Annotated in this window: 9 protein-coding genes; 4 read left to right on the top strand and 5 right to left on the bottom strand. The window is 52.7% G+C overall.

Annotated features, from left to right (window positions below; translation table 11 throughout):
- Positions 1–28: 28 nt before the first annotated feature.
- From PLA01S_RS12850 to PLA01S_RS12840, 3 genes are read left to right on the top strand one after another with little or no spacing between them, the layout of a single operon-like run.
- Complete coding sequence (locus PLA01S_RS12850) at positions 29–1,051, top strand: carbohydrate-binding family 9-like protein (protein WP_127592553.1); 1,023 nt, start codon at positions 29–31, stop codon at positions 1,049–1,051.
- Positions 1,052–1,058: 7 nt separating this feature from the next.
- Positions 1,059–3,677, top strand: a complete 2,619-nt coding sequence (locus PLA01S_RS12845) for a transglutaminase domain-containing protein (RefSeq protein ID WP_127592552.1) — start codon at positions 1,059–1,061, stop codon at positions 3,675–3,677.
- Positions 3,678–3,698: 21 nt separating this feature from the next.
- Complete coding sequence (locus tag PLA01S_RS12840; protein WP_127592551.1) at positions 3,699–4,745, top strand: glycoside hydrolase family 18 protein; 1,047 nt, start codon at positions 3,699–3,701, stop codon at positions 4,743–4,745.
- A gap of 217 nt (positions 4,746–4,962) precedes the next feature.
- Here the strand turns inward: PLA01S_RS12840 and PLA01S_RS12835 are convergent, their stop codons facing one another.
- The 5 genes from PLA01S_RS12835 to PLA01S_RS12815 form a co-directional block, all read right to left on the bottom strand.
- Positions 4,963–7,260: a helix-turn-helix domain-containing protein gene (locus tag PLA01S_RS12835; protein WP_127592550.1), complete on the bottom strand. Its 2,298-nt coding sequence runs from the start codon at positions 7,258–7,260 to the stop codon at positions 4,963–4,965.
- A gap of 776 nt (positions 7,261–8,036) precedes the next feature.
- Positions 8,037–8,810, bottom strand: a complete 774-nt coding sequence (gene tatC / locus PLA01S_RS12830; protein ID WP_127592792.1) for a twin-arginine translocase subunit TatC — start codon at positions 8,808–8,810, stop codon at positions 8,037–8,039.
- A complete protein-coding gene (gene tatA / locus PLA01S_RS12825; protein WP_096775768.1) occupies positions 8,767–8,988 on the bottom strand; it encodes a twin-arginine translocase TatA/TatE family subunit in 222 nt (73 codons plus the stop codon). Before tatA ends, tatC begins: the two co-directional genes overlap by 44 nt.
- 24 nt (positions 8,989–9,012) lie before the next feature.
- Positions 9,013–10,638: a PhoX family protein gene (locus PLA01S_RS12820; RefSeq protein ID WP_127592791.1), complete on the bottom strand. Its 1,626-nt coding sequence runs from the start codon at positions 10,636–10,638 to the stop codon at positions 9,013–9,015.
- Positions 10,639–11,473: 835 nt separating this feature from the next.
- The gene (locus PLA01S_RS12815) at positions 11,474–12,325 is read right to left on the bottom strand and encodes a lipoate--protein ligase family protein (RefSeq protein WP_127592549.1); all 852 of its coding nucleotides are present in this window, start codon (positions 12,323–12,325) and stop codon (positions 11,474–11,476) included.
- A 552-nt stretch (positions 12,326–12,877) separates the two neighbouring features.
- On the opposite strand from PLA01S_RS12815, the gene cysK reads away from it, so the two are divergent.
- Positions 12,878–13,792, top strand: a complete 915-nt coding sequence (cysK, locus tag PLA01S_RS12810; RefSeq protein ID WP_127592548.1) for a cysteine synthase A — start codon at positions 12,878–12,880, stop codon at positions 13,790–13,792.
- The last annotated feature ends 34 nt before the right edge of the window (positions 13,793–13,826 follow it).

Genomic DNA, 13,826 nt, shown 5'->3' with positions numbered 1-13,826 from the left:
TCCTCCCTCATGAAGCGGAGAGAATGACATGAACAGAAGTGGAGTGCCGGAGCCGAGGATTGAGTATGCTCCCAAGCATTATATATGCAAGCGTGCGGGGCAGCCGCTCGTGCTGGACGGCCGCGTGGATAAGGCGTTCTGGGATGCGGCGGAGTGGACCGACGATTTCGTTGATATCGAAGGGGATCTTCGTCCGAAGCCGGGAAAACGGACCCGGGTCAAAATGCTGTGGGACGACGACTATTTTTATTTTGCCGCCGAGCTGATCGAGGATCAGATATGGGCGACGTTGACGGAACGCGATTCGGTTATTTTCTATGATAATGACTTTGAAATATTCATTGATCCGGACGGAGACAGCCATCAATATTATGAATTCGAGATCAATGCCTTGAACACCGTTTGGGACTTGCTGCTCGTGAAACCGTACCGGGATGGCGGACCTCCGGTCAACGGCTGGGATATCAGCGGTCTCAAGACGGCGGTGTTTATCGACGGGGAGCTGAACCGTCCGGGTGCCGACAACCGGAAATGGAGCGTGGAAGTAGCGATCCCTTGGACCAGTCTTAAGGAATGTGCCGAAGGTGGCCGCCGTCCTGCACCGGGTGAGTTCTGGCGGGTCAATTTCTCGCGCGTGGAATGGCAGACCGAGGTACAAGACGGCGAGTACCGCAAGGTGCTGAATCCGGAGACAGGCAAGCCTTATCCGGAGGACAATTGGGTATGGTCGCCGATGGGCATCATCAATATGCATTACCCGGAGCTGTGGGGTTACGTCGTATTCGCCGATGATGAGGGGCACCAGCCGTTTAAGCTTCCGGAGGACGAACGGATCAAATGGGAGCTGCGCAGGCTCTATTACCGGCAGCGTAATTACTATGAAGCCCATGGTGAATTTACGCAGGAAACGAAGCGGCTCATGGGTGAGGATTCATGGAGCATCCAGCCCGTGATTGAAACGACCCGGAGCCTGTTCCAGATTAGCGCGCCTTCATCGGACGGAACGGCTATAATCTGCATTCGGGAAGACGGAAAGTTATGGAGGGAGTGAACGGAGGATGACCAGCCAAACCATGGTGTTCTCGTTGGATTCGCAGACGCTGGAGCGGATCGAGCAAAAGTTTCAGGAGAAGATCATTTTTGCGGAAGCCCGCAAGGATAAGCTGTTTCATGTTTTTGAGCAGGAACTGACCGATGAAGAGATTTGGGCCCTGAAATATTTGTTTGCTTACATGCCGGTGAACGACATGGCCGACTATGATGGAGAATTGTTCTTGAATCATGTGCGCCAAGCCCTGGACATCCGTAAGCGCGTGCCTTGGAGCGAGCGCGTGCCGGATCATCTGTTCCTGCATTTTGTGCTTCCTTACCGGGTTAATACGGAGAATATTGAGGATTACCGCGGTATTCTCTACAACGAATTGGCCGAACGGACGGCGAAGTTATCGATGGCGGATGCCATTCTGGAAACCAATTATTGGTGCCATGAGAAGGCGACCTACATCGGCAGCGATCTGCGAACCATATCGCCGCTGACGATGATCCGGAACGCACGCGGACGCTGTGGCGAGGAGTCCACGCTGGCGGTGGCCGCGCTTCGTAGCATCGGCATCCCCGCGCGTCAGGTCTATACGCCGCGCTGGGCTCATTGCGACAGCAACCATGCCTGGGTGGAAGCATGGGCGGACGGCCAGTGGTATTACATCGGGGCATGCGAACCGGAAGCCCGCTTGAATCAAGGCTGGTTCAGTCCGCCGGCACGCAGGGCGATGCTGATCAATACGCGAATTTTTGCCGATTACCCCGGACCGGAGGATATTACCCTATGCGAAAAGGGGTTTACGGAGATTAATTTGCTGGAGAACTATGCACCGGCTCGCACCCTTTACGTGAGCGTGAAGGATAAGCAGGGAGAGCCTGTATCCGGCGCAAGCATTCGATTTGAGCTGTATAATATGGCTGAATTTTTTCCGATTGCCGAAATCAAGACCGATGAGCAAGGGAAGGCTTCCTTTAAGACCGGTTATGGCGACCTCTTGGTTCGTGCGGTCAGCGGCGGCAAGTGGAGTGAAGTCCTGTTCAAGGCCCAGGACGGCGGACATATCGAACTTGTGCTTGATTCATCCGAACAACCGTCAGGGATCGTGGATTTCGATATGGTTCCTCCACCGGAAGGAGAAGGGGACGCCGCGACGGCGTTATCCGAGGAGAAGACCCAGGCTCATAACCACCGTCTGGAGGAAGGGACGAAGGTCCGGACTGAATATGAAGGTACATTCCTGAGCGAAGAAGAGGCGTTCACACTGGCCCAGTCATCAGGACTGCCTCCCGAGCGGGTGTGGGACGTCCTTCGAAAAGCCAGAGGCAACAGCAAGGAAATCGCCGCGTTCCTGGAGGAGCGTTCCGGCGAATATGGCGAGTGGCCGCTGCGGCTGCTGGAGTCGCTGAACGAAAAAGATTTGATTGATACCTTCCGGCCTACGCTGGATGATCATCTGATGGGTGCCCTCTCACAGCGTGGACAGTGGGATGAGGATACCTTCGTGAAGTACATCCTGTGTCCGCGGGTTTCTTATGAAATGCTGGTTCCGTATCGCCGTGTATTCGTTGATGCCTTTACGGAGGCGGAGACTGCGGCATTCAGGAAGGATCCTTCAACGCTTGCCGGGCATTTGGAGCAGGGCTATGCCTATGCTGAGGACCTTCCCAACCTGAAGGGTAAGGGAAATCCGGCAGGCACGTACAGTCTCATGAAGGGAGACGAGCAGTCGCTGGACATTCTGTTTGTGGCTGTATGCCGTAGTCTGGGGATTCCCGCCCGACTGCATCCGAGCGAGCAGAAGCCGCAGTACTTACTTGATGGAAGCTGGGAAGATGCAGCCTTCCGTCTGGGCTCCCCCCGGAATCAGGAGAGCTCAAGCTGGGGGATGCTGCAGCTCCTCAGGGATTCGGAGGTTTCGCAGGATACGCCGGCCGCATCCTATGCCGAGAACTTTACCTTCGCCCGCCTGGAAGACGGCGTGTACAAAACGCTGGTGTATCCTTATGGCAGCACCGATGTTTACGACGAACCGTATGAGGTTGAGCCGGGTTCGTACCGTCTAACGTCGGGCATCCGGCTGAAGGACGGAACGGTAAGCGTGCGCTTCACGTACTTTACCGTTCGTGCCGGAGACACCACGCGCGTGGCGCTGACCTATCGTGAGACGGCGGTCGACATTCCGGTGCTGGGCAAACTGGCGCCGGGCAGTACGCTTACCCGATTAGACGGAACGGGAGCGGATCTTAAGGATCTTCTGGGGTCCGAGGGCGCTATCGCTGCCTGGATCGAACCGGAGCGGGAGCCGACCAAGCATCTGTTCCGCGAGCTCAGCGAGCTGGCCGAGCCGCTGGATAAGCTGGGATTGCCGATTGTGCTGGTAATCGGGGATGCGGAATGGACGGCTTCCTTTGATCCCGCAAGCTATCCGAAGCTGCCGGCACGCACCATGTTTGTACGTGATTCCAGTTATGCTTCCTTGTCGGGTTTCATCCCGAATCCGGCAGCCCATGAAGCCGGTTATCCTCATCTGTTCGTCCTGGACCGTCAGGATCAAATCCGTTATACGGCTTCCGGATACAAGATCGGCACCGGGAAGGAAGCCCTGCAGATTGCATCCGCGATATTACAACCCTAGAAGGGATCGGAGTGAAGAGTAATGACGAAGTATATTACGGCGGGATACGCCGTCGATTCGGTTCTTCCCGACATGACGCATGAGGATCTATCGAAGTTGACGCATTTGAACGTGGCTTTCGGCCATGTCAAGAACGATGAAATCACGACCGAGCATCTGAAGAATGGCGAGGTGGTCCGGAACATCAAACGGGACCACCCGGATCTTACGGTGCTGCTGTCCGTTGGCGGCTGGAGTGCGGGCGGTTTCTCGGAAGCTGCCTCAACCGAAAAGGGAAGGGGCAGCATGGCCGCTTCCGCCATACGGGTGCTGGAGGAATACCCTTTTGACGGGATCGACCTGGACTGGGAGTATCCTTGCTATGGGGAGGCCGGCATAGCGTCCAGCCCGGACGATAAACGGAATTTCACCCTTCTGCTCCAGACGATCCGGGAGGCGCTGGATGCCAAGGGCTCCCAGGATGGCCGGCATTATCTGCTTACGATTGCGGCGGGGGCTGACCAGTACTATGTAGATGGCACAGAGATGGCCGAGGTGCAGCGGTACCTGGATTTTGTACAGCTGATGACCTATGATATGCGAGGCGGATTTCAGGTCCTGACCGGACATCATACGAATCTGTACACGCCAACCGGCGATCTGTTCCGAATCAGTACGGATGCTTCCGTGAACCTGTTCGTCCGTGCCGGTGTCCCTAAGGAGAAGATTGTCATCGGTGCCGCTTTCTACTCCCGTGTATGGAACGAGGTGCCGGACCGAAACCACGGCCTTCACCAAATGGCCGGCACCACTGGCGGCTATGGTCCGGCCTTTGCCGAGCTGGCTGCGGATTACATCAACAAGAACGGCTACGTTCGTTATTGGGATGAGGAAGCCTGTGCACCTTACCTCTTTAATGGCTCCAGCCTGATTTCTTATGACGATGAGGAATCGATTCAGTGCAAATGCGATTATGTGAAGGAACAAGGCTTGGCCGGGATTATGTTCTGGGAATACGGATGCGACCCGACCCATCGCCTGTTGGGCGCTATGCATCAAGGATTTCAGAGCAACCCTGTTGGGAAATAGGAAAAGCTGGCGGTGCGTGATGATCGGATCGCTCGATATGAGTTTAAAACATACGAAAACCTCCCTTGAACGGTATTGCTCAGGGGAGGTTTCTGTTTTATCCGGCAAAACCGGCACTCTTATTCGCCAACGTCCGAATCGTAATCCAACGCACTCCACGACGCCGACGTCCGAAGTCGTTATCCGACGCATTCCTCGACGCCAACGTCGGAAACCGTTATCCGATGTACTCCTCGTCGTCATCATCCGCGGAGTCGGCAGCGTTGGGGCTGTGCATTTTGCGATATTGGCCAGGCGTGTAACCTGTTTCTTTCTTGAATTTACGAATGAAGTTCGGCGTATCCAGGTAACCGACCCGGGTGATGATATCCTTCAATGGATCGGTTGTGTGCAGCAGCAGCCGGATGACCTCATCGATTCGTTTCTGCCAGATATATTGGGTGAAATTCATGCCGATCTTCTCCTTGAAGGAGCGGCTGAAATACGATGAAGAGATAGAGAATTTGGACGAGATCGTGCCCAGGCTGAGGTCGTAATCGGTGAAATTAGCGTCGATATAAGCGACGATTTCATCCATCAGGGAGCTCTCTTCCGTCTCGCTCTTCGCCTCGACATGGGCGCAGATTTCCGCGGCAAGGCCTGCCAGCTTCTTCTCCAAATCCTCCAGCGAGTCATAGGAAGTGACCCGTGGCAGCTGATTGACTACATGATGGATGCCAAGCTCGGATGCGGTCTTCAGCATCGTATTCAGAATATCGAAGCAAATGCAGCGCAGCAGCGGTACGGACGGCATTTCCGTCTTCAGGGTATTCAATGCGGTGGATACCATCTGAACCGCCACATCGTAACTGCCCTGCTTCAAGCTCTGAACCAGCTTCAGGAGCACATCCTTAGGGACCCAGAAGGACGAATCCTGCGCACCGGAACCCGAAAGAGCGTTGAAGAAGGTGCTGCTGCCCTGTCCATGCAGCATGGATGCTTCCAGCGCGGTCGTTGCCTCAATGAAGGATTGATTTAACTGCTCCGGGTAGCTGTAGCGGTTGCCTACCCCGATCGCTGGAGAGACGCCTGTGTGCTCGGCAGCGATCGATTGCAGGGCCAGGGCGATCGGCTCCATCCGGGCGTTAAGGCTCGCTTCATGCCCGGTTTCCGCATCAAATCCGACGATGAGGGCCAGCTGATCAGGCTGCGGCAGCTCCACTCCATAGGCGTATGCGGAAAATGCCGTCAGCTCCACATCGTTCATCAGCTGCATGACAGGCCGCCGTTCCGGATTGTCACCAATGGGAAGGGCGTGCGACTCCCAGCCCATGGTCACAACAAAATAATGGGAGCGGCTGAAGCGAATGCCCAGCTTCTCCGTATACTCGGCCGGGAATTCCCCGGTATGGCCGTGCTTCAGCAGCATGAGCAGAATATGATTTCGGGCATAGGGCTCTTGGAGATCGACGCGCTGGCTGTAATCATGCAGCGTCTTCTTGATCCATTCCAGCTCGTTGCTGGGTGTGGACGGTTCGGGATCATTCTTCAAGCGGATGAACTCCATCAAATCCGAAATCGGATGGTATTGCCTGCGGGCCAGCATGATGGCCAGAATGGTGCCCATCATCACCACGAAGGAGAATACCAGAACGATAAAAGTGCGAATATGAACGATGCGGCCGAAAAATTGGTTGCTTGGCATCGCGGTGACATAAGTCCAGCCCGTGTCGGATTTGACGGACACAACCGAATGGGGCTCTTGGTTCAACGAAAGGCTGTGCGTTCCCGGCTCAAGCGAGAACAGCGCGTTGACCTCCTGCTCGGTAATGGTCTCGCCTTTGTAATTGGCAGCCAGGACTTGTCCGTAATTATCGAAAATATAAGTCATCCCATGATAATCGCTGAGGATGGAGTCGATCAATCCCGTCAGATTGGATTCGTGGATGAAGTACATGACGGTGCCGTGAGCCGGCGTATTGTTGGGTGCGATCGGCACAAGGTATGCCAGCATGGAATTCTGGGTTTTGGTCCCTTGCACGACTTGTTCCGCCGGACGCATGGTCGGGATCTGGACGGAGTTTAAATCCCGGACCATCTCCGTTTCGTTCCAGCTCTTGAATTTGTAGCGGTCGGTAAAGACGTTCAGGTTCTCAAAGCCCTGGGACGAGTAAATGCTGTTATCTCCGCGGAAGAAGAGGAACAGCTCATCGATGATGGAACTGGTGGCTTTGTATTTGACCAAGGCCCCGATGGATTCCCGGCTGTAGTAGGGATGGTGGGTCCAATAGCGGGTCAGCTGCTCGTCGTAGGCTATCCGAAAGGCGATATCCTGAAGCTCCTTCATGCGCTCGTCGATGACGGTTTTAGCCTGGGTCAGTTGATTGACGTTGGTCTGCTCGATCTCGGAACGGAGCGTATCCACGGCATTGTGGTAAATGATGATGGTTAATATAACAAGAGGTATCAGGAAAATGGATATGTAGGACAGTGTGTATTTAAGCAGAAGCTTGGACTTGAAGTGATTCCATTTCATATCTGCAACCTCCCGGTATTTAGATTATAGAATGATAAGGTTTGAAGCTGAGCAAATTCTATAATCGCAAGAAAAACTTCCTCTAATCGCAGTCTGTATTTTGTAAAGTTCGTTAATAGACGTGTTTCTTTAAGATATCAGAAGTATAAACTCCGAGACATGGCCTACCTGATATCGCAACAAAAACAACATCTAAACGCAGTCTGTCTTCTCTAGAATGAAAGTCGATAGTCGTTTTTTCTTGTAGAAACTGGTAGCGCTATCATAAATGACGGCAAAGTCATAGCCCAAATGCCAAACCGTTAGATGATCCTACTAAAAATACTAGGAGAACTCGACTAATAAATCAATGGATCATTTCTAAAAATCATTGGAATCATGCCAAAAGTCTCAGATGAGGGATTTATGTAACGGGCTCCCGACGCACATGAGTAGAGAGAGAGGCAAAGGATGAGGCTGGGGATTTCGGTAGATGATTTGAAAATGTAATCATTTATAACATATATATGATAGATTATACTCATTATGGAAGATGTCCTCGGATACATTACATAATCATCGTGATATATTAAGACAATTTCTTTATTATAAAGTAAAACTAAAACAATATATCCAAGCTGTCAATTAATTTTTACTAGATACATCATTATAAGTGTCATATTATCTAACATAATGAATATAAAAGAGAACCCGTTGCCAGAACAACCTGCTTGCTTAGGCTGTCTAGTCACGGGTTCTTGAAGGTTCCGTCCAATTTCGGGGGAAACGGACGTGTATTAGGTTGCGCTGCCCTCTGCTTGAGAGAGCTGCAGCTGCTTGCGATAGATGAATCTGGAGATCGAAACGCTGATTTCGTACAGCAGGAACAGCGGGACGATCACGATCAAATCGGACATGATATCCGGCGGCGTAATGGTGACGGCCACGATGCAGAGCAGGAAGTAGGCTGATTTGCGCATCTTGGCCAGCCGATGCGGATTCACGATGCCGAGCTTCGTCAAAAAAACGACGATGGCGGGCATTTCGAACAGGAATCCGAATGGAACGGTCATATGAATCATGAACGTGAAGTATTTTTGCGCGGTATACATCGTTTGGAATGTACCTTCGGCCATACGCTGCATGAACTGCAGCACCATCGGGAACAACACGAAGTATCCAAAGCAGATACCGGCAACGAATAACACGCTGATTACGGGAATGAGCAGCACGGCCGAACGGTGAGTCCCATCAGGCAGCGCCGGCTGCACGAACCGCCATATCTGATAAGCGGCAATGGGAAGTGTAACGGTGACGGCCACAACGCCCGCAATGATCATATACACCCACATTACTTCGGAGGGACCGAGCAGAACGAGCTGCTTGTCCATGCCTCGTACCAGCCAGTGGTAGATCTTCTCGACGTAGATGAAGGCGGCCACCATCGCGACGAGAAACGCAAGCAGGGTGCGGATCAGGCGCTTCCGCATTTCTTCCAGATGCTCGATCGCGCTCTGGTCGTTCGGATTAGCTGTGCTGCTTATTGACCGCTGCAGCAGTTTGCGGAGCATCGTCTTTTTTTCCATTCTCGTCGTCTCCGTTCATCAAGCCGCGGGTTGCGCCCTTAAATTCGCTTAAGGTCCGCCCGAAAGCGCGACCGAGCTCGGGAAGCTTGGAGGGACCGAATATGATAAGTGCGATAATCAAAATAAGAATTAAACCACCGATTCCGATATTGCCAAACGGCATGATCCTCGCTCCTTTCGATTGGTATTATTCCAGTTTGAAGCCGCTAATCGCCACGACGGCGCAGCGCGCCATGTTTTCGCCGGAGCGGTGAGGCCATGTGCTGGTTGGTTTGCTGAGGTCCTCCGTATTCTCGCCCGGGTGTTGAACGGACAGGAAGAGCGTCTGCTCGTCGGGTGTGAAGAAAGGACCTGTAAGCTCGGATTCCACCGGGCCGGAAGCGAATTGCAGTGCGACCCCTTGATCCGGCCCACTTGTTGGAATCACAAACAGTCCGTTATTCATAAAGGATTTGTGAACGCCTTTGTTCTGGCTGCTGCTGGAGATGTCCGTCACGACCCACAGATCACCGTTCGAGTCGAACGCCAGGTTGTCCGGCGAGCTGAATCCGGATTGGCGTCCGCCTGCAGCAAAGATCTCAAAATCGAACTCCATGGCGGCCAGATCGTTGCCCGCTTCAAAGATACGCGTGATATGACCGTGGATGTTGCCGTGATTGTCGTTGTTCGTATGGCAGACAAACACGGTGTTATCAAACGGCGAGATTTCGATGTCCTCCGGACGGTCCGTTGGTGTTCCGCCGACAAGACGTGCAGCTTCCTGGCAAAAAGTGACCACGTCGCCTTGGGACTTGAATTTGGCTTGGGCCTCTTTATCCTCTGCGGCGGCCTTGGCTACGGCTTCCAAGGTGACCGGCATCCATTTGCCCGACTTCAGGTTGGCGACATACAGGGTTCCGTCTTCCAGAAGCGCGGAGTTGGCGCGGCCTTTGCTCTTGTCATATTTGTTCTTGCTGATGAATTTATAGACGCAGGCATCCTTCTTATCGTCGCCCATATAGACAACGATCCGGCCGTCTGCGGCAAGGCCCATTGCGGTATTCTCATGATTAAATCTGCCGAGAGCGGTGTGCTTTTTCAAGAAGGATTTATCAAACGGATCGACCTCAACGACCCAGCCGTAATGCGTATCCGGCAAGTTAGAGACCGCTGCGGTGTCCTCGAAATTCTCTTCACAAGACAAGACCGTATTCCAAAGCGTCACGCCGCCGGAGCAGTTGGCAAACGTGCCGGTAGCCGTCGTTGCGCCTTTCAAGGCAGGGATGCCTTTGGCTGGGCCGGTGATATCGAATTTGCTGAAGCCGTTGATGCGGCGGGCATGGGTGGAGGTGGTGTCCATTTTCCAAACGCCCTTCTCGTCACGGTATACTTCGATGACCGACATGCCTTGGTAATACAGGTTTTTATGAATTTGATCCGCCGTCATCTTCCCGTCCTTCACAGGTCCGATCGAGAAGATGGTGGAGTATTCATGATTGTTGACCAGGAGGCCGCGGACGTTGGAGCCCTTAAGCGGGAAAAATGCGTTGTAATCACAGCCGGAGCCGAACTTTTCGCCAGCCGGGTTGATCACGTCATCGAAAGCGGCAATGACATCATATTTAAAGTTTTTAGGCAGGACGAGCTGGTCTGCTTTGGTTGGTTCGATTGGTTCGAAGTAGCCGCTGACCCGATTCGTTTTGAATCCGAACAGATGATTTGCGGTTCCGGACATGGCCGAAGCTTTCCCTTCCAATACACCTAAGCCTGCGGAAGCGGCTGCCAATGCGGTTGCGCCCGTACCCAGATAAGACAGAAACGTTTTGCGGTCCATCGTTTTATTCAAGCTTATCCACCCCTAATGTATAAATTGCCATCAGGACAAGTTTATAGGGGAAGTGTTAAGGGAATATCATCGGTGAATGGTGGAATTGTAAAAATAAAGTCATCTTGGTATGGTACACGATTCTAGTTTTAATAACTTGGCCTAACTGCCAGGTGATGGTGCCAGAATGAACAGATTCAGTTATTTGGGCTTTAGGGTGAATTGATTGGATTGCATTGATGGATGGATTGTGTGGATCGACCGACCGTCCAACCGACCGTCCGATTTGTAACGATTAACCTCACGTGTCGAACGGATAGAATGAATCGAAGGACGCGAATGGATTGATGGACGTATTGTATCGATAGGGGGAGGCTTGTTTGTCCGCGGAATACCAGGCGCTGCTTGAGCGTATTGACTGTTGTAATGATTTGAGGACAGAGGTTCCGCTATTACGTCTCGATTGGTGGGTTTGGGGTTTAATGAGGACACCAGATCCGTTATTACATAGAATATGGCTGTTAATCGTGGTATTTATAGTAGATAGCGGATTCTGAGTCCGGAAGTACGGGGAAAATTGCTGTTTTTTTCGAAATAACGGATCTAGTGTCCATTAGTTTGTTTATTCGTCTCTTGGATATCTGCAAGAACTGTTGCATGCTCCCGTCAGTACTGCAATACAAGCGGAGTTTATAGGTATGGGATCATATTGGACTGGTGCAACGTTTTGAGGACGGAGGATCCACACTAAGTGCGGATCAAGATATAATAAGAAGGGGATTCCCCTTTCAGTATAAAGAACCATATAGACTGATTAATCAGCCTATATGGTTCTTTATTATGTTTAATTAAGGTTATACCGCTGCCGCATCTGCTCAGCCATGACACGAATCTCCTCAGAGCCTGGCATCGTAAACCTGGAAGCTGCTTCAGCCAAATCCGTGCCTGCTTGCCATCCTCGCATGACTTTTTTGACGGCTGCCGTAAACTGGCGTACGGCGTTCTGGCTGGTCCCGATGTTCGTAAGCTCCTCAAGGCTGGCGGTGCTGTTGGCCTCTACTAGAGGATAATGCTTGGGGTCTGCTCCCGCAGCGGCAATATCATAGAAGGAACGAACCAGCCGGGCGCGCTCGCTGCCCGAACCCTCGGCGATGATAAAAGCCTGGATAATGAAGGCTTTACGTTGCCGCCGCTGGGCAATGCCGCAGAATTTAAAGCCGCATATGCTTAAATCGAACGTTCCGGGACAGAAGGCACCGGCAATTTCGCCGGTATCTACGTTTTGTCCGGTGCCGCGGAGGGCTTCCCGGATCAGCGCCACCATGATTTCAAAGTCTTGATGAAAGTCAGGCGCCGGTCCCGCAGAGGAAAAGGGTAGGATGAGGGACAGGTTCACCACGCCGGCATCCAAGGGTACTGCGGCACCGCCCGAATGGCGGACGGCAGTGTCATAGCCGAGGGAGCGAAGCATGACTTCCCCTTGCGGCGCATGGGGGAGACGGCTGTCGCGGACGCCCATCACAAAAGAACGCGGATGCCGCCACAGATGGCAGACGGCAGGCCCGCCTTCTCCGGTCAGCCTGCATAGGAGCTCATCCAGCGCAAAATGGTACAGCACGTCCTGGTGCGATAAATCGTGGGTCCGGTCGAGCAGCAGGACGGGTTGATCTTCAGGTAGTGACAGCGGAATATTCACGCTTTCTTGCGCCTCCTCTAACATATGGATCGTGCAAAAGACCATGGAAGAATTTTGTCTTCCGAGGGGGAGCTCGATCGTTATTTTCTCTGAACAGCATACCATAAATTCAGACAGAAGCGGCGAGCCTCGCCTTTCTGAGTTGGGGACTTTCGCTGCCTGAGCAAGCTCACGGCAATCGGTCAACGTCGGCCTGAAAGCTTACACCTCTTGCGAGGGGCAATTGATAATAAGGGAGGAGCCCCCAATAGATATCAGAAGTATAAACTTCGAAACATGTTCTCCTGATATCGCAAGAAAAACTTCTTCTAACTGCGGTCTGTCTTTTGGGAATGTACGTCGATCGACGTTTTTGTTAAGATATCAGAAAGTATAAACTTCGAAGCTTGTGACTTCCTGATATCGCAAGAAAAACTTCTTCTAAATGCGGTCTGTCTTCTGGGAGTGTACGCCGATCCACGTTTTTGTTATAATCCGAGTAAGTTTATTGTCTTTGTTAGTGATTTTCGTTTCGTGGAGAATGATTTCACTTCATATATAAAGGAGAATATCATGGAGATTTATAATAGTGTGGTGGATATGATTGGTCAGACGCCAATGGTGAAGCTTCGGCGATTAGTGCTTGCAGGCGTAGCCGATATCTATGTAAAGCTCGAGAGATTCAATCCTTCCGGCAGCGTAAAGGACCGCGCGGCGTATAATCTGATTCATACCGCAGAGGAACAGGGCCTGCTCCAACCGGGTGGCACCATTATTGAACCAACGAGCGGGAATACCGGCATTGGCCTGGCGATGATTGCGGCCGCCAAGGGCTATCGGGCTATCCTGATTATGCCGGACAACATGTCCAAGGAACGGATAAATATATTGAAGGCGTATGGCGCGGAGGTCGTGCTGACACCGAGCAGCGAACGCATGCCGGGCTCCATTGCCAAAGCGCTTGAGCTCAGGGAGCAGATTCCCGGAAGCTTCATTCCGCAGCAGTTCGAGAATGCGGCCAACCCGGACATTCACAGGGTGACGACAGCGCCGGAAATATTGGAGCAGATGGAAGGACGGCTGGACGCCTTTGTGGCGACGGCAGGAACGGGCGGCACCGTAACCGGAACCGGAGAAGAGCTGAGGAAGTCCTTGCCGAACCTGCACATCGCGGTAGTCGAGCCGAAGGGCTCGCCCGTGCTCTCCGGCGGACAGCCTGGACCGCACAAGCTGGTGGGCACGAGCCCGGGCTTTGTACCGAAGATTCTGAATACGAGCGTATATGATGAGATCATCCAGATCGCCGACGAGGATGCGTTGCAAACGATGCGGGATTTGGCTCGCAGGGAAGGAATCCTGGTAGGACCGTCCTCCGGCGCGTCGGTATTCGCTGCTCTTCGCGTAGCGAAGCAGCTGGGGGAAGGGAAACGGGTTGTCTGCATTGCCCCGGATACAGGAGAGCGGTATTTGAGCATGGATATTTTCTAAGAGAGAAGGACCTCCGGTTAACCGGAGGTCCTTT

Source organism: Paenibacillus lautus NBRC 15380 (assembly GCF_004000945.1).
Lineage (GTDB): Bacteria > Bacillota > Bacilli > Paenibacillales > Paenibacillaceae > Paenibacillus_AQ > Paenibacillus_AQ lautus.
This window is presented reverse-complemented; position numbering and strand designations above follow the sequence as displayed.